At 70.6% G+C, this 17587-nt stretch carries 13 protein-coding genes; 10 read left to right on the top strand and 3 right to left on the bottom strand.

Annotated elements, in window-relative coordinates; all coding sequences use genetic code 11:
- Positions 1-13 precede the first annotated feature (13 nt).
- The 4 genes from FHW73_RS14900 to FHW73_RS14885 are packed head-to-tail and all read left to right on the top strand — an operon-like array spanning position 14 to position 9305.
- Positions 14-2035 (top strand): methyl-accepting chemotaxis protein, encoded by a 2022-nt coding sequence (locus FHW73_RS14900; RefSeq protein WP_183427533.1) that lies wholly within the window; start codon positions 14-16, stop codon positions 2033-2035.
- 13 nt (positions 2036-2048) lie between these two features.
- Positions 2049-7535, top strand: a complete 5487-nt coding sequence (locus tag FHW73_RS14895) for an Hpt domain-containing protein (protein WP_183427532.1) — start codon at positions 2049-2051, stop codon at positions 7533-7535.
- The gene (locus tag FHW73_RS14890; RefSeq protein ID WP_183427531.1) at positions 7528-8844 is read left to right on the top strand and encodes a chemotaxis protein CheB; all 1317 of its coding nucleotides are present in this window, start codon (positions 7528-7530) and stop codon (positions 8842-8844) included. Before FHW73_RS14895 ends, FHW73_RS14890 begins: the two co-directional genes overlap by 8 nt.
- Positions 8841-9305: a chemotaxis protein CheW gene (locus FHW73_RS14885; protein ID WP_183427530.1), complete on the top strand. Its 465-nt coding sequence runs from the start codon at positions 8841-8843 to the stop codon at positions 9303-9305. Before FHW73_RS14890 ends, FHW73_RS14885 begins: the two co-directional genes overlap by 4 nt.
- A 34-nt stretch (positions 9306-9339) precedes the next feature.
- Here the strand turns inward: FHW73_RS14885 and FHW73_RS14880 are convergent, their stop codons facing one another.
- Positions 9340-10074 carry a 16S rRNA (uracil(1498)-N(3))-methyltransferase gene (locus FHW73_RS14880; RefSeq protein ID WP_183427529.1) on the bottom strand — a complete coding sequence of 245 codons (735 nt, stop codon included), beginning with the start codon at positions 10072-10074 and terminating at the stop codon, positions 9340-9342.
- A complete protein-coding gene (bioA, locus tag FHW73_RS14875; RefSeq protein WP_183427528.1) occupies positions 10065-11492 on the bottom strand; it encodes an adenosylmethionine--8-amino-7-oxononanoate transaminase in 1428 nt (475 codons plus the stop codon). Before bioA ends, FHW73_RS14880 begins: the two co-directional genes overlap by 10 nt.
- A 53-nt stretch (positions 11493-11545) precedes the next feature.
- Between bioA and nudE the strand changes: the two genes are divergently transcribed.
- From nudE to FHW73_RS14855, 4 genes are all read left to right on the top strand, one after another.
- A complete protein-coding gene (gene nudE, locus FHW73_RS14870) occupies positions 11546-12097 on the top strand; it encodes an ADP compounds hydrolase NudE (protein WP_183427527.1) in 552 nt (183 codons plus the stop codon).
- Positions 12090-12905 (top strand): 3'(2'),5'-bisphosphate nucleotidase CysQ, encoded by an 816-nt coding sequence (gene cysQ, locus FHW73_RS14865; protein WP_183427526.1) that lies wholly within the window; start codon positions 12090-12092, stop codon positions 12903-12905. The genes nudE and cysQ overlap by 8 nt, the downstream gene beginning before the upstream one ends.
- A gap of 93 nt (positions 12906-12998) precedes the next feature.
- Positions 12999-13844, top strand: a complete 846-nt coding sequence (mazG, locus tag FHW73_RS14860; protein WP_183427525.1) for a nucleoside triphosphate pyrophosphohydrolase — start codon at positions 12999-13001, stop codon at positions 13842-13844.
- A 92-nt stretch (positions 13845-13936) separates the two neighbouring features.
- Positions 13937-14260 (top strand): YnfA family protein, encoded by a 324-nt coding sequence (locus FHW73_RS14855; RefSeq protein ID WP_183427524.1) that lies wholly within the window; start codon positions 13937-13939, stop codon positions 14258-14260.
- A 705-nt stretch (positions 14261-14965) separates the two neighbouring features.
- Here the strand turns inward: FHW73_RS14855 and FHW73_RS14850 are convergent.
- Positions 14966-15310 (bottom strand): DMT family protein, encoded by a 345-nt coding sequence (locus tag FHW73_RS14850; RefSeq protein ID WP_183427523.1) that lies wholly within the window; start codon positions 15308-15310, stop codon positions 14966-14968.
- 142 nt (positions 15311-15452) lie between these two features.
- Between FHW73_RS14850 and FHW73_RS14845 the strand changes: the two genes are divergently transcribed.
- Both FHW73_RS14845 and FHW73_RS14840 read left to right on the top strand, forming a co-directional pair.
- The gene (locus FHW73_RS14845; RefSeq protein ID WP_047137337.1) at positions 15453-16166 is read left to right on the top strand and encodes a response regulator transcription factor; all 714 of its coding nucleotides are present in this window, start codon (positions 15453-15455) and stop codon (positions 16164-16166) included.
- 26 nt (positions 16167-16192) lie between these two features.
- Positions 16193-17506, top strand: a complete 1314-nt coding sequence (locus FHW73_RS14840) for a HAMP domain-containing sensor histidine kinase (protein ID WP_183427522.1) — start codon at positions 16193-16195, stop codon at positions 17504-17506.
- Positions 17507-17587 lie beyond the last annotated feature (81 nt).

Below are 17587 nucleotides of genomic sequence, written 5' to 3'. Positions count from 1 at the left end.
GGAAACGCAACGCATGAGCACAGTGGTCGATCCCAGCGCAGGCAAGCGGCGCATTCTCGGCACGAACTTCTGGGTCGCGATGATGATCGTCGCCGGCACGATCCTCGTCCTCAACACCGGCTACGGCACCTGGCGCGCCGCCCAGCTCGGCAGTGCCAGCCTCTCGGCCTCGAATCTGCGCGTGGACAGCCAGCGGTTGGCCAATCAGGGGTCGGAAGCGGCGCGCGGCAATGCGGTCGCCTTCGCGGCGTTCAACGCCACCCGGGCGCAGATCGAGCGCGACATCCGCCAACTCGAGGAGCGCTACGGCAGCACCGCGGGCGTGTCCGGCCCGATCCGCAAGGTCGCCGCGACCTGGGAACCGCTGGGAGAGAGTGCGGCGCGGCTGGCCGAAGGCGAAGCGGCGGTCACCGCGTTTGCCGGCCATGCCGAGCGTTTCAGCCAGCGTGTGCCGCAGTTGCAGGCGCTGCTCGACGAACTGGTGCGGGCGATGTCGAGCAGCGGCTCGCCGTCCTCGCAGGTGTACATGGCGCTGCGCCAGGTGGTGATCGCCGGCGACATGGCGCGGCGGGTGACCGAAGTGCAGGCCGGCGGCGCGGTCGCCACGGTCGCCGGTCAGGGGCTGCGCCGGAACGTCGAGGATTTTCAGCAGGTGATGACCGGCCTGCGCGAAGGCGATTCGACGCGCGAGCTGCAGGCGTTGACCAATGGCAACGCGCTCGCGGCGCTGGCACGGGCCGACGAGGCCTGGGCACAGATGCGCACCGACCTGGAAGCGATCCTGGCCAGCAGCGAACCGCTGTTCCAGGCCCAGGCGGCGGCCGGCGAGCTGGTGACCGGCTCCGATCGTCTGCTCAGTGACAGCGAGGCGCTGTTCAACGCCTTCACTGCCTTCGGCTCGCTGCAGGACCGCAGCCTGCTGGGCAACGTGTGGGTCAGCATCGTCGCCGGCCTGCTGGCGCTTGCCGCGATCGCCGGCCTGGTGACCGAGCTCAATCGCGCCCAGCGCCGGCGCTACGAGACCTCGCTGGAGCTCAACAACCGCAACCAGGAAGCGATCATGCGCCTGCTCGACGAGATGGGCGCGCTGGCCGAGGGCGACCTGACCGTCAAGGCCTCGGTGACCGAGGACATCACCGGCGCGATCGCCGACTCGATCAACAACGCGATCGAGCAGCTGCGCAGCCTGGTGCAGACCATCAACGACACCTCGGTGCAGGTCGCCTCGAGCGCGCAGGAAACCCGCGCGACCGCGATGCACCTGGCCGAGGCGGCCGAGCATCAGGCGCACGAGATCAATTCGGCGTCCGACCGCATCAACGAGATCGCCGTCAGCATCGACCAGGTCTCGCGCAATTCGTCCGAGTCGGCCGATGTCGCCCAGCGCTCGGTGCGCATCGCGACCAAGGGCGCCGGCGTGGTGCGCGAGACGATCGCGGGCATGGATTCGATCCGCGACCAGATCCAGGAAACCTCCAAGCGCATCAAGCGCCTGGGTGAGAGCTCGCAGGAAATCGGCTCGATCGTCGAACTGATCACCGACATTTCCGAGCAGACCAACATCCTGGCACTCAACGCCGCGATCCAGGCGGCCTCGGCCGGCGAGGCGGGCCGGGGCTTTGCGGTGGTCGCCGACGAAGTGCAGCGGCTGGCCGAGCGCGCGACCGGCGCCACACGCCGGATCGAGACCCTGGTGCAGACCATCCAGTCCGACACCAACGAGGCGGTCACCTCGATGGAGCAGACGACCTCCGAGGTCGTCGCCGGCGCGCGGCTGGCCGAGGACGCGGGCACCGCACTGGGCGAGATCGAGAGCGTGTCGACGAGCCTGGCCGATCTCATCGAGGGCATCTCCTCGGCTGCGCAGCAGCAGTCCTCGGCTGCGACCAACATCACCGAGGCCATGCACACGATCCAGTCGATCACCGCGCAGACCTCGCGCGGCGCCAGCCAGACCGCCGAGTCGATCGGCAACCTCGCCCAGCTCGCCGCCGACCTGCGTCGTTCGGTCGCCGACTTCAAGCTGCCGACCTGAGCCGGACGGACGCATGAGCGGGCTGCGCGACGCCATCGACCACACGATGCTGGGCTGGATCAAGCCCGAGCTCGACGAGGTGCTGCGCCAGGCGCGGATGGAACTGGAGCGCTTCGTCGAAGCGCCCGACGACGGCACACGCCTGCGTCACTGCGCGGCCGGGCTGCGCCAGGCGACCGGCACGCTGCGCATGGTCGAACTGCAGGCGCCGGCACTCGTGGCCGAGGAGATGGAACGGCTGGTCGAAGCCTTGCAGCGGGACGAGGTGGGCGATCGCGACGTGGCGGCCTCGGCCTTGCTGCGCGGCCTGCTGTTGCTGCCCGACTATCTCGAACGGTTGCAGGGCGGTCATCGCGACATCCCGATCGTGCTGCTGCCGCTGCTCAACGACCTGCGCGCCGCGCGCAGCGCCTGGGCGCTGGACGAGCGTCTGTTCTTCGACGCCGGAACGGCGGACACGCCGCGCATCAGCGTCCAGGAAGAAGGGGCGGCTGCCGTCCCGAGCGACGTGCCGGCCGACGCGCTCGATGCATTGCGCCAGGCCTTCAGCCCGGGCGATACGCGCCCCAGCGACGCCGAACTCGACCATGCGCGCGGCAGCCTGGCCGGGCGCAATCGCGCCCTGCTCGGCACCGTGACCGGTGCGGTCAAAGACGAACTGCTGCAGGTCAAGGATGCGCTCGATCTGCATCTACGCACCGGCGTGCGCGATCCGGCCGCGCTGCGGCCGCAGGCGGCGCTGCTCGCCACGGTGGCCGACACCCTGGGCATGATCGGCCTCGACGACGCGCGCGCGGTGATCGCGCAGCAGCGCGAGGCGCTGGCGGCGATCGCCGACGGCGCAGTGCCGGCCGACGAAGCGGCATTGCTCGACATCGCCGGCGCCCTGCTCTACATCGACGACACGCTCGATGCCCAGGCCGCGCAACTGGGCGATGCGGCCGCGGCCGACGGCGCGCTCGCGGCCGAGGCGCAGCGCTCCCGGGCGGCGGCGATCGGCGAGGCGATCACGGCGTTCGCCGAGGCGCGCGAAGCGCTGGTCGTGTTCGTCGATCGGCAATGGGATCACACCGCGCTGCTGGCGGTGCCGGGCCTGCTGATCGAGGTGGCCGGGGCGCTGGCGATGCTGGACCAGCCGCAGGCGGCGGCCTGCCTGGATGGCGTACGCCTGTACGTCGATCGCGAACTCCTGGCCGAGTCGCAGCCACCGGAGGCGGGGCAGTTGGACGCCTTTGCCGATGCGGTCGCGAGCCTGGAGTCCTTCCTGCAGGGAATGGGCGAACAACGGCCCGACCGCGACCGGTTCCTCGATGTCGCCCGCAGCCGCCTGCAGGCGCTGGGATACTGGCCGCTGCCCGGCACAGCGCCGCATTCACACGATGCGGATGGACGCCTCGACGTGCATGGCGAGGACGACCGCCCATCGACCGACGACACCGAGGCGGTCGACGAGGGGCCGGCGTCCGCACGCGAGGTGCAGGCGCCGCCCCGGGGCGGCTTTGCTGCCGTCGGCAACGACATCGACGACGAGATCCGGGAGATTTTCCTCGAAGAACTCGCGGACGAGATCGCGCATCTGGGCACCTTGTTGCCGCAGTGGCGGCGTCAGCCTGGCGATCCGGAGCGGCTGCGGCAGGTGCGGCGCGTTTTTCACACGCTCAAGGGCAATGGACGGCTGGTCGGCGCGGTCGAACTGGGCGAGTTCGCCTGGCGTGTCGAATCGTTGCTCAATCGCGTGATCGACGGCCTGCATCCAGGCGGCTCCGCCATCGTGGCGGCGGTCGACCTGGCCGCGCAGACACTGCCGGCGCTGGACGCGGCACTGCGCGGCCAGGCGCCGTTACTGCTCGATGTGGACACGGTCGCCGCCAGGATCGCCGAAATGGCGGCCGATGGTTCCGACGTCTCGTCGCCTGCATCGAAGGCGACGGCGCAGGCCGCGTCCATCGATGAAGCACCGCGCCCCGTGGAGCCCGGTGAGACGGTGCCGGCACAGATCGACGCGCTGCTGCTCGAGATCCTCGATGCCGAGGCCAACGAACATCTGCGGACCGTCGATGCCTGGATCGCCGCGACGCGCGCCGGGGATGCATTCGACGTCGAACGGCTGCTGCGCGCGCTGCATACGATGCACGGCGCGTTCGCGATGGCCGAGGTCCCGGCGGTCGGCGCGTTGCTGGCGCCGGCCGAAGACTACGCCCGGCGGCTGGTGGCCACGCCGTCGGTGCCCGATCCCGAAGCGGTCGACGCGATCGACGCGTTGTGTCGTGCGTTGCGCGAGGCGCTGACGCGGCTGCACGACGACGATCCGCGGATCACCCTGTTGCCCGCCCTGGCGGCACGCCTGGGCGTCGTCCGCGACCGCCTCGATGCGTCACCGGTGCCGGGCTATGACATCGCCGACTTCGATGCGCCGATCGTGGACGCACCGGTGCTGGACGATGGGGACGACGCGGCGGGCGCGCTGCGCGATGGCTTACGTTTCGAACAGGCCGAGCTCGAGCAGGCCGGCTTCGAGCAGGCGCGGCACGCCGATGACGCGTGCCAGGCAGACGCGCGCAGCGACACGCATCGGTCGGACGTCGAGGACGTCACCGCTGAAGCGTGGGCGCCCGCACACTCGGACACCGACACCGACACCGACACCGACACCGACACCGACACCGACACCGACGCCGACGCCGACGCCGACGCCGAAGCCGAAGCCGAAGCCGACATCGAAGCCGACATCGAAGCCGACGCGGATCGGTCGGCGACCGAGCACCTCGACCGCGATCGCCGCGAGACCGAACAGCGGTCGGCGCTGCAGCGCCAGGCCGCGATCGACGCGGCGGTCCTCACCGACGAGCGCCATCGATACGCCGCGAGGGCACTGCGAGAGGCGGTTGTCGCGCATCGGCCGGTCGACGTCGCGCCTCCCCAGATCGATGACATGGTGCCTGTCACGGCGCCGGATGCGGGTGATCGCGATGACATCGCCCCACCGCCCGAGGCGCCGTCTATTGTGGATGCCGGCCTGTCCTCGCCAGCACTGTCCGCAGACGATGCACCGGACCCGGCGACCTCGTGGGCGGAGAGTGCTCCCGACACCGACACCGACACCGACACCGACGCCGGTGCCGAGGTCGAGGTCGAGGTCGAGGCCGCTTCCGATCTTTCTTCCGATCCCGATCCCGAAGGCCCGCTGGACCTGGCCGGCCTGGATCTCGACCTGATCGACACTTTCGTCGAGGAAGGCATCGACCTGCTCGACGATGCCGATGGTCTGCTGGCGCTGCTGCGCGACGATCCGGGTGCCTCGCCCGCGATCGCCGGCCTGCAACGCGACCTGCACACGCTCAAGGGCGGCGCGCGCATGGCCGGGCTGATGCCCATCGGCGATCTCGGGCATGCGATGGAGACGCTGCTCGAGACGCTTGCAGAGCGACGCCGGCCGATGCGTCGAGACGAACTCGCGCTGCTGGAACAAGGCTTCGACCGATTGCACGCAATGCTCGTGCGCGCCGGGGAACGGCGGGCCATTGGGCCGTCGCCGGGGCTGGTCGACGCGTTCGCCGCGATCGCGCGCAGCGCCGCGGATGTGGCAAGACCGATCGACGAGACGCAGGGCGACGCCGCGCTGACGCCCTTGTCGGCGCCATTGCCCGCGCCGACGCGCTCGGCCGACGGCGACGACGACGCCGCGCGCGGCACGCAGGAACAGGTGCGTATCCGGGCCGGTCTGCTCGACCGCCTGGTCACCTACGCCGGCGAAGTCGCGATCTACCGCGCACGACTCGAGCAGCAGTTGGGGACCTTCCGCGGCGCGATGCTCGAACTCGCGCAGACCAACGACCGCCTGCGCGACCAGTTGCGACGGCTCGACATCGAGACCGAGGCGCAGATCGTCGCCCGCTATCGGCGCGAGGGCGACAGCGGCGACATCGCCTTCGATCCCCTCGAACTCGACCGCTTCTCGACCCTGCAGCAGCTCTCGCGCGCACTGGGCGAAACGGCCGCCGATCTCGACAGCCTGCAGCACACCCTCGACGAGCAGACCCGGCATTACGAATCGCTGCTGCAGCAGCAGTCGCGCGTGAGCTCGGACCTGCAAGAGGGCCTGATGCGCACGCGCATGGTGCCCTTCGATGGCATCGTGCCGCGCCTGCGGCGCGTCGTCAGGCAGGCCGCGCAGGACACCGGCAAGCAGGTGGAGCTGCACCTGACCGGCGCCCACGGCGAGATCGACCGCAATGTGCTCGAGCGCATGGGCCCGCCGCTCGAGCACCTGCTGCGCAACGCCGTCGCGCATGGACTGGAAACGCCGCAGGCGCGCCGACAGGCCGGCAAGCCCGAGGTGGGCGCGATCCGCATCGCGCTCCGCCGCGAGGGCGCGGAGATCGTGCTGGAGGTCGCCGACGACGGTGCCGGGCTCGACCGGGCAGCGATCCGTCGCCGCGCACACGAGCGCGGCCTGCTGGCGCCCGGGGCACAGATGGCCGAACGCGATCTGGATGCGTTGATCCTGCAGCCCGGCTTCACGACCGCCAGCGCGCTCAGCCACGTGGCCGGGCGCGGCGTCGGCCTGGACGTGGTCGCCAGCGAGGTCCGCCAACTCGGCGGCAGCGTCGACATCCAGTCGCGGGATGGCGCGGGCAGCACGTTCGTGTTGCGATTGCCGCAGACGCTCGCCGTCACCCAGGCGGCGTTCGTTCGCATCGGCGAGACGACCTTCGCGGTGCCGATCGCCTCGGTGCGCGGCGTCGGACGCATCGCCCGCGACGCGCTGCGCGCAGGCGAACACTACCGCTACGGCGACGAGGACTACGCGCTCCACGACCTGGGTCGGCTGGTCGGGCAGGCGCCCGCGCGCGCCGAGGGCCACCTGCAGATGCCCTTGTTGCTGATCCGTGCCGGTGAACTGCGCGCGGCGGTCGCGGTGGACGAGATCCTGGGCAATCGCGAAATCGTGGTGAAGCCGGTCGGCCCTCAGCTCACGTCGATCCCGGGTATCTTCGGCGCGACCATCATGGGCGATGGCCGGGTGGTGGTGATCCTGGATATCGCGCCGCTGGCGCGCCGACAGGCGGCGCAGCCCGACGCGGCCATCGCCGCAGCGTCGCCCGTGCAGGCCCGTCGCGTCCCCCTGGTGCTGGTCGTCGACGATTCGATCACCATGCGCAAGGTGACCTGCCGCGCGCTCGAGCGTCAGGGCCTGGCGGTCGCGACCGCCAAGGATGGCATCGATGCACTCGAGCGCATGGACGAACGGATTCCCGACCTGGTGCTGCTGGATATCGAGATGCCGCGGATGGATGGCTACGAACTGGCGATGCGCATGAAGGCCGATCCCCGGCTGCGCGCGCTGCCGATCATGATGATCACCTCCCGCAGCGGCGACAAACATCGCGAGCGTGCGCTGGAGATCGGTGTCGACCGCTACCTTGGCAAGCCGTACCAGGAGGCCGAGCTCCTGCGGCATGTCCAGGCCTTGCTGGGACTGGAGCCCGACGATGCGTGACCCTGCCCTGCGTGTGGTGGTGCTGGCCCGGCCCGGCCCGGTCTGCGACCGGCTCGCGGCCGCCGTGGTGGAGGCCGGCGCGGCCGCGGCCGTGGAGGTCGATCCGCTGATGGCGGATGCAGGGCAGCTCGATGCGCTCGCCCCGGCCGCGATCGTTGTCGCGCTGGAACCGGCAATCGCCGAGGCGCTCGATGCGCTGACGCCCGTGCTGGCGCACCCCGGACGCACGGTGGTCTTCGAGGAAGCCGACCGCGTGCTCGAGCGCAGTGGCGACGATGCCGCGCACTGGGTGCGGCAACTGGGCGCCAAGCTGCGGCTGCGCGAGGCCCTGCAGGCAGGCCCCGCGGCGGCGCAGACCGACGAGGCGTCGGCTGTGTCGCCCGCCCATGCGGGCTATGCCTTCGATCCGGTCGCGGCCGAATACGACGACGCGCCCGCCACGCCGCACGCCCCCTTCGCGCTCGATGTCGATGTCGACTTCGCGGCCGATGAGGTCGCTGCGGCGCCCATGCCCGCTGCCGTTGCGGACAGCGCGCCGGCCGTCGCATCCGTCGACCCGGCCGAGCGCGACCACACGGCCGCGGCCGCGGTGCCCACGGCGGACATCGACCTGCTGCCGTCGTTCCGTGGGCTCACCGACGTGCCCGATCCGCCGCCGCAGCGCCCGCCGGGCCACGACTTGGCCGATCTCGAGCAGCGGATCGCCGGCCTGGCGCTGGCCGACGCCGACAGCTACGGCCACGGCCCGGAGCGCGGACTGGTCCTGATGGACGGCGGGCTCGGCAGCCCGGATGCGGTCCGGCAACTGCTCGCTGCGCTGCCCGAAGCGTTCCCGCGGCCGGTGCTGGTGCGGCTGCGTCTGGAGAGCGGTCGCTACGACCAACTGGTTCGGCAGATGGCGCGTGTGGCGGCGATGCCGGTCCATCTGGCCGAGGCTGGCATGGAGATCACGCCCGGTGCGGTGTACGTGCTGCCGCCGGACCTGCAGCCGCTGCGCACGGGCGCGCAGTTGCGCTTCGCCGCCGGTGGCGACCCCGCTGCGATCACGCAGGCGATGCCGGCCGCCGACAGTGCCTGGCTGCTGCTCAGCGGCGCCGATCCCGCGCTCGTGCCGCTGGCCACGGCGCCCACCTGGCAGGGCGCGCTGGTCATCGGACAGGACGGGGCGGGGTGCTACGACCCCACTGCCGGCCAGGCGTTGAACGCACGCGGCCATCGGACAGGGCCACCGCCGACCCTCGCCGCCTGGGTGATCGAACGCTGGATGCCCGGCGCCGGTGCGCCTCAGCATGAGGGCTGGTCGCTGTGAGCGCGGCGGCCGACATCCGCTGCGTGCTGATCCGGGCCGGGGCAACCCAACTGCTGCTGCCCAACGCGACGATCTCCGAGGTGCTGTCGTACTCGTTGCCCGAGCCCATCGCCGGTGCGCCGGCGTGGCTGCCCGGTCGCTTGCGTTGGCGCGGCTGGCGGTTGCCGCTGGTCGACTTCGCAGCGCTGTCGGCGCAGGGCGACGAGGCGGCCGGCACCGGCAACAAGGTGGTCGTGCTCAAGGCGCTCGGCGGCGATCCGCGGTTGCCGTATCTCGCGCTGTCGACCCAGGGCTTCCCACGCCTGGTGACGGTTTCGGCCGCACAATTGCGCGACACCGATGGCGCGCACGCCGCGCCGTTGCCGTTCGCAGTCCGCGCCCGTGTTCAGTTGGGCGAGGAGCGCGCGCAGATCCCGGACCTGGATGCGCTCGAGCGCGCGGTGCGCGAGGTCGTGGACTAGGTCGGGCCGGTTCCGGGGCAGGCCGGACCCCGGCTCACCCCAGGTCGCCGAAACGCGCCTGCAGCGCGGCGATCGCGGCGATGCCGGCGGTCTCGGTGCGCAGGATCCGGGGGCCCAGGCGCAGCCCGGCGAAGCCGGCGGCGACAAGCGCGGCGCGGTCGTTGGCCGACCAGCCGCCCTCCGGGCCGATCGCGAGCACCAGCTCGCCGGCCGGGGCGGGCATCGTCGTCAGGCCCGCGGTCGCTTCGGGATCGAGCAACCAGCGGCCGGTGCCCGGCGGCAACGTGGCCAGTGCCGCCGCCAGCGATTGCGGCGCGGCGACCTCGGGCACGCGCGCGCGCCAGCTCTGCTCACAGGCCGACACCACGACGCTGCGCCAGTGCGCGTGCCGCTTGCCGGCGCGCTCGGCGTCGAGCCGGACCTCGCTGCGCTCGCTCGAGACCGGCACGATTGCGGCCACGCCCAGTTCGGTGGCCTTCTGCAGGATCCAGTCCATCTTCTCGCCGCGCGCGATGCCCTGCAGCAACACGATGCGCAGCGGCGATTCGAGCGCGACCGGCGTGCCGGTGCCGATGCGCGCGGCCGCGCCGCGCTTGTCGGCCCGGGTCAGCTGCGCCTCGTGGTCGTATCCGTCGCCGTTGAACAGCACGCAGCGCTCGCCCTCGCGCAGGCGCAACACGCGGACCAGGTGCGCGGCGGCGTCGTCGGGCAACGTGATCGTGTCGCCCTCGTGCAACGGCAGGTCGACGAAGGCCCGGATCACGCGCACGACGTCGCCACCTCGATGGCCTCGGCGGTGACCTGCGCGAGCAGTTGCAGTTGGTCTTCGTCGATGCAGTAGGGCGGCATCCAGTAGAGGATGTCGCCCAGCGGGCGCAGCAGCACGCCGTGCTCGACCGCATGGCGGTAGGCGCGCAGGCCGATGCGCAGCGCCGGATCGAACGGCGTCGTGCGGTTGCCCTCGCGGGTGAGCTCGAACGCGACGACCATGCCGGTCTGGCGGGTGTCGGCGACATGCCGGTGCGCGCCGACCTGCGCGGCCAGCGCGGCCATGCGCGCGGCGGTGTCGCGGTTGCGCGCGAGCGTGTCGTCGGCGGCGAAGATGTCGAGCGAGGCCAGGGCCGCGGCGCAGGCCAGCGGATTGCCGGTGTAGCTGTGCGAGTGCAGGAAGGCGCGCTCGCGCGAGGCGTCCAGGAAGCCGTCGTACAGCGCCTGGGTCGTGAGCACCGTCGACAGCGGCAGGAACCCGCCGGTCAGGCCCTTCGACAGGCACAGCAGGTCGGGCTGGATGCCGGCGGGCGTGCCGGCGTTGCCGGGCGCCTGCTCGCAGGCGAACAGGGTGCCGGTGCGCCCGAAGCCGACTGCGATCTCGTCGGCGATCAGGAAGATGCCGTGCACATCGCACAGCTCGCGCACGCGCCGCAGGTACACCGGGTCGTGCATGCGCATGCCGCCCGCGCACTGGATCAGCGGCTCGAGGATCAGCGCGCAGATCTCGCCGGCGTGCGCATCGAGCAGCCGCGCCAGCGCATCGGCCGCATCTTCGGCGTGCCCGGCGGCGCTCTGGCCGTCGCGGGCCTCGAAGGCGTCGGGCGAGGGCGCGAACAGGGACTCGCACAGCAACGGGGCATAGACCCGGCGGTACAACGGGATGTCGCCGACCGCGAGCGCACCGAGCGTTTCGCCGTGATAGCCGTTGCGCAGCGCGACGAACTTGGTCCGCCGCGGCGCGTCGCCGCGGTTGGCGAACCACTGGAACGCCATCTTCAGCGCGACCTCGACGCCGGCCGAGCCGTTGTCGGCGTAGAACACCTTCGACAACGGCGCCCGTCCGGGCTCGCGCGGGGCCAGCGCCAGCAACCGTTCGGCCAGCTCGACCGCGGCGGGGTGGGTGCAGCCGGCCAGGATCACCTGCTCGAGCGTGCGTGCCTGGCGCGCGATCGCCTCGGCGATGCGCGGCTCGGCATGCCCGTGCAGGTTGGTCCACCAACTGCTGCCCGAGTCGAGGATGCGGCGACCGCCGGCCTCGACCAGCCAGGCGCCCTCGCCGCGCACGATCGGCAGCAGCGGTTGCGTATCGGGGTGCTCGCGCATCTGCGTGCACGGGTGCCAGACCGCGGCGAGGTCGCGGGTCCGCCAGTCGTTGCCGTCGGCTAGAATGGCCGGATCGTGGATCTGTCCTGTCATCCCACCATTATCGCCCCGCAGCGCCGGCGCCGTGCAGGCCGGAGCGTGCGCGCGTGAGCCGACGGCTGCCGACGATCCACGGGATCACCGAGCACGACGCTGGCCCGTACCGGATGGAGCAGCTCGATCTGGAGTTCTCCAACGGCGAGCGCCGACGCTACGAGCGCCTGCACGGGCGTGGCCATGGCGCGGTGATCGTGGTCCCGTTGATCGACGCGGAAACCGTGTTGCTGGTGCGCGAGTACGCTGCCGGCATGCATCGCTACGAGCTGGGCCTGGTCAAGGGCCGGATCGACGCCGGCGAGACGCCGATCCAGGCCGCCGACCGCGAGCTCAAGGAGGAGGCCGGCTACGGCGCCCGCCGGCTCGATGCCTTGCGCAGCCTGAGCCTGGCGCCGACCTACATGAGCCACCAGGCCACCCTGGTGCTCGCGCGCGACCTGTATCCCGAGCGGCTGCCCGGCGATGAGCCCGAGGAGCTGGACGTGGTGCCGTGGAAGCTCGATGCGCTGCACGAATTGATCCTGCGCGAGGACTTCTCGGAAGGGCGCTCGATCGCCGCGTTGTTCATCGTCCGCGACTGGCTGCGCCATTACGGTGGCTGACGGCCGCGCGCCGGTCGAGGCTGCGATCGTCGAAGGCGCGATCGCAATCGCGCACCGCGCCGCCGAGGCGATCCTCGCGGTCTACGCACACGCTTTCGACGTGGTCGCCAAGGCCGATGACAGCCCGGTGACCGCGGCCGATCTCGCCGCGCACCATGTCATCGTCGACGGCCTGCAGCGGCTCACGCCCGACATTCCGGTGGTGTCGGAGGAAGCGGCCGATACGGTGCCGGCGGCCGAGCGCCGCGCCTGGCGGCGGATGTGGCTGGTCGACCCGCTCGATGGCACCCGGGATTTCGTCAAGCGCAACGGCGAGTTCAGCGTCAACCTGGCGCTGATCGACGACGGCGTCGCGATCCTCGGGGTGATCCAGGCCCCGGTCACCGGCGCGCTGTGGTACGGCATGCCGGGCGTCGGGGCCTTCCGCCGCGATGGCGGCGGCGAGACCACGATGCGTGCGCGCCGGAGCGCAGGCATGGCTGGCCCGCTGCGGGTCGCCGCCAGCCGCTCGCATCGTGATCCGCGGACCGCAGCGGTACTGGCACGGATCGGCGACATCGAGCCGCGTCCGCTCGGCTCGTCGCTGAAGTTCTGTCGGCTCGCCGAAGGCGCCCTCGATGTCTACCCGCGCTTCGGACCGACCTGCGAGTGGGACACCGCGGCCGGGCAGGCGATCCTGGAGGCCGCCGGCGGCGCCGTGCTCGCGCCCGACGGCCGGCCCTTCCGCTACAACCAGCGTCCGATCCTGCTCAACGGCGACTTCATCGCCCTCGGCGACCCCGACCTCCCCTGGCGCACATGGCTCTGACGCCCAGAACCGGGGTCAGAGTCGATTTTTCGGGCTGCCCGTTATGTTCAAGAAATCGACTCTGACCCCGGTTTTGGTTGAAGGATGTGTGTGATGGCTGAGAACGACGGCGGGATGGCGCGGTTGCTGGCGGTGATGGCGCGGTTGCGCGATCCGCAGACCGGCTGTCCTTGGGACCTGCAGCAGGATTTCTCCACGATCGCGCCGTACACGATCGAGGAGGCCTACGAAGTTGCCGATGCGATCGACCGCGGCGACTTGCCGGGCCTGTGCGACGAGTTGGGCGACCTGTTGCTGCAGGTCGTCTTCCATGCCCGCATGGCGCAGGAGCAGGGGGCGTTCTCGTTCGACGACGTGGTCGCGGCGATCGTCGGCAAGCTGGTCCGGCGGCACCCGCACGTGTTCGCACAGACCTCGGCCCCAGATGCCGGCGCGGTTGCGACCAACTGGGAGGCGATCAAGCGGGCCGAGCGCGCCGAGGCCGGCGAGACCGACCGTTCGGCGTTGGCCGGCATCGCCCGTGGCCTGCCGGAATGGCAGCGCGCGACAAAGCTGCAGAACCGCGCGGCGCGGGTGGGGTTCGATTGGCCCGGGCCGCAGCCGGTGCTCGCCAAGCTGCAGGAGGAACTCGACGAGGTGCGCGCCGAGTTCGATGCGCTCGCCGCCGATTCCGATGATGCAGCCGCGCGCGATCGGCTGGAGGACGAGTTGGGCGATCTGCTGTTCGTCGCCGCCAATCTGGCACGCCATGCGAAGGTCGATGTCGGCAGCGCGCTGCGCCGCGCCAACCACAAGTTCGAACGACGGTTCCGTGCGATGGAGACGCTGGCCGAGGCCGACGGCACCGCGTTCGCCGAACTGCCGCTTGCCGCGCAGGAGGCCTACTGGACGCGGGTCAAGCGCAGTGAAGGCGGGTCTGACCCCGGAGGCCCGGACTGACGCCTGCGTAGCGCGAGGCCCGGCTTCGCGCCGCGCCGCCCGGCCGCTACCGTAACGACGCATTGTCCCGTCCCCCAACTCCCTTCCGGCTCATGAAGACTCTGCTGCTGTTCCTGCTCACCGCCGTGGCCGAGATCGTGGGCTGCTATCTGCCTTATCTGTGGCTGCGCAAGGCGGGCAGCGCTTGGCTGCTGGTGCCGGCCGCGCTGTCGCTGGCGCTGTTCGTCTGGCTGCTGAGCCTGCATCCGACCGCCTCGGGACGCGTTTATGCGGCCTATGGCGGGGTCTATGTCGCGGTGGCCCTGGTCTGGCTGTGGCGGGTGGACGCGGTCGTGCCGACGCGCTGGGACCTGCTCGGTGCGGCGCTGTGCCTGGCCGGCATGGCGGTGATCATGCTCTCGCCGCGAGCTGCCTGATCCGCGGTCCCGTGTCGGGGTTCACTCCAGGAAGACCAAGTTCTTCTCTTGAATTTGGGAATTCTGTGCGCCCCATCCCTGGCCTGCGATCGCAATCTGCGAACAGCACGACACACTGAGACCCAAGGCGTGCGACTTTTTCCAGTGGTCGACGCCGCGTCTACCGAAGTCAGGGTGCGCACGTCCGCAGCAGCGGACTGACAGCCGGTGGCGTGCTACGCCGGGCGGGGCCGAGCCGTGAAGCGGAGCGGGCGCGCGCCCGAGTCAAGGCAGGGTGGGCATGGATGGCGTGCGCGGCACTGCCGCGCATCCATGCGAACGCCACGCGTGCTTCGCGTGGCCGGACTGCGAAGCGGCCTTGACCGAGGGAGAAGCGGCTTCCGGTTGGCAGGCTGCTGCCCATCCGAAGTGGAGCTTTCAGCCGTGCTCGGGAGAAGAACCGAAGATCAGCCAAGTCGCGACGACGATCAGGGCCGCTCTCGGAACGCAGTGCGCTCATTGGAACAATGAGGCCGCGCGCGCGGCCGGGAACACGTCAGGCGCCAGCGGCACTGCGTTTGGGTTCACTCCAGGAAGATCAGCCAGGCTGCGAAGACGATCATCGCGAAGCCCGCCCCGCCCTCGATTGCGTTCCGCCTGGTCAGGGCAATGAGGCCGCGCGCACGGCCGGGAACACGTAGGGAGCCAGCAGCACCGCGTTTGGGCTCACTCCAGGAAGATCAGCCAGGCTGCGAAGACGATCATGGCGAAGCCAGCCCAATGGTTCCACTTCAACGGCTGCCCCAGGTACCACGTCGAGAACCCCGCGAACACCAGCAGGGTGATGACCTCCTGCATGCCCTTGAGTTGCGGCGCCGAGTAGACCGCCGCGCCGATCCGATTGGCCGGCACCATCAGGGTGTACTCGAAGAACGCGATGCCCCAGCTGACCACAATCACCGTCAGCAGCGGTGCGCTGCGGTACTTGAGATGGCCGTACCAGGCAAAGGTCATGAAGATGTTGGACCCCAGCAGCAGGAGCACGGGGAGGAAGCGTTCGAAGCCGGGCATGTCGAGGGCTCGGGCGAGGGAGCGCGAAGCGTAGCGCAGGGCCTGCCGGTCGGGTGATGCGCCGCAATCTTCACGAACTGTGCACCCGGCCCGTGAGATTTTCACAAAGATTAATCACCGCACCAGCCACGGGAGCCAAGCAATGCGTGCAGGTCAGGAACCAGGGGGACTCGTTCTCATTGTCGAGGACAATCGCAACATTTCAGAGATGGTCGGCGAATATCTGGAAGGGCGCGGTTTCGAGGTCGACTACGCGGCCGACGGCCTGGACGGGTACCGCCTGGCGACCGAGAACAGCTATGACGTGATCGTGCTCGACCTGATGCTGCCCCGGCTGGACGGCATCGAGGTCTGCAAGCGCTTGCGCGAGGATGCGCGCAAGTCGACGCCGGTGCTGATGCTGACCGCGCGCGACACGCTGGACGAGAAGCTGACCGGCTTGAGCTCCGGCGCCGACGACTACCTGACCAAGCCCTTCGCGATCCAGGAGCTCGAGGCCCGACTGCGCGCGCTGATCCGCCGCGAGCGTCGCCAGGTCGGCTCGGAGGTGTTGAAGGTGGCCGACCTGGTGCTCGACCCGGCCAGCATGCGCGCCACCCGCGGCGGCACTGAACTCCAGCTCTCGCCGATCGGCATGAAGCTGCTGACGATCCTGATGCGCGAATCGCCGCGGGTGGTCAACCGCCAGGAGATCGAGCGCGAGATCTGGGGCAACAGCCTGCCCGACTCCGACACCCTGCGCAGCCACCTGTACAACCTGCGCAAGATCATCGACAAGCCCTACGACAAGCAGTTGCTGCACACCGTGCAGAGCGCCGGCTACCGGATCGCCGACATCGAACAGTCGCCGGCCTGAAGCCGGCACGTCAGGCGCTCGATCCAATGCCCCAAGGGCTTCCCAATCGCATCCGCGATGCGTTCACGTTCCAGGCGGTCATCGCTGGCATGACGCTGATCGTGTGCATCCTGGCCGCGGCGCTGGTGGGCCGTGAGGTCGCGGCGCGCCATTGGCTGCGCGCCGAGGCCGAGGCCTATTGGCGTGCACGCACGACCGACGCGGCCTATCCGCCGCCGTTTGGCGCGAATATGCAGGGCTACTTCGTCCCCAGCGGCGGCGGTGCCTGGGACAGCATCGTCAGCGGCGACCGAGCGGTTGCCAGCCTGATCTGGTTCAAGGATGCACCCGAGGGCTTTTCGCAACGCCGCGACACCAGCGGCGTGCTGCTGGTGGACCGGCGCGAGGCCGGCACGCTGTATCTGGCGGTGTCGATGGGACTGTTCGACCGCATGCTGGCCCTGGCTGCAGGTGGCCTGATCGTGCTGACCGTCGGCACGATCTTCATCGTGTCGTGGCTGACCTACCGCACGTCCAAGCGGATGGTGCTGCCGATCCACCAACTCGCCGTCGAGGTCGGTCGCTGGAATCCCGCCGGCGACGAGGACGGGATGCCGCCGCCGCTGGAGTCGCGCGAGGGCGGCGGCCGCGAGGCCCAGGCACTGTCGAGCGCACTGCACGGACTGGGCGAGCGCATCGCCTCGTTCGTGCGCCGCGAACGCGAGTTCACCCGCGATGCCAGCCACGAGCTGCGGACGCCGCTGACGGTGATCCGCGTCGCCAGCGACATGATCGCCGCCGATCCGTCGACGCCCCCCCATCAACAGCGTCCGCTGCTGCGCATCCGCCGCGCCAGCCAGGACATGGAGGCGGTCATCGACGCCTTGCTGGTGCTCGCGCGCGAGCGCGGGGTGATGCCGCAAAGCGAAGTGTTCGAGGTCGCTGCGGTCGTCGACGAAGAGGTCGAGAAGGTCCGGCCGATGTTCGATGCCAAGCACCTGGGGCTGCGGGTCGACCTGCAGGCCAGCCCGCGGCTGGAGGCCCCGCCGCGCGTGCTCGGTGTGATGCTCGGCCATCTGCTGCGCAACGCCTGGGCGTTCACCGAGAAAGGCGAGGTGGTGGTGGTGGTCGCCGAGGATCGCATCGTCGTGCGCGATACCGGCATCGGCATGACGCACGAGGTGCTGCAGCGGGTGTACGAGCCGTTCTACCGGGTCGACCCGTTCGGCCAGGTCGGCAAGGGCATCGGCCTGTCCATCGTGCGCCGGTTGGGCACCCGCTTCGGCTGGCCGGTGAGCCTGGACAGCACGCCCGGCGAGGGCACCACGGTGACGATCAAGCTGACGCGCCCGGCCGGCTGAGCCCGCGCCCACCGGTCCTGCACGCGGCATGATAATCGGTGCGCACTCCGGTCAACTGCGGCCGGCCTGGTGCGTTACCCC

This window comes from Luteimonas sp. RC10 (assembly GCF_014192745.1).
GTDB lineage: Bacteria > Pseudomonadota > Gammaproteobacteria > Xanthomonadales > Xanthomonadaceae > Luteimonas.
The sequence above is the reverse complement of the archived record's forward strand: the minus strand, read 5'-3'. Positions and strand labels throughout refer to the sequence as shown.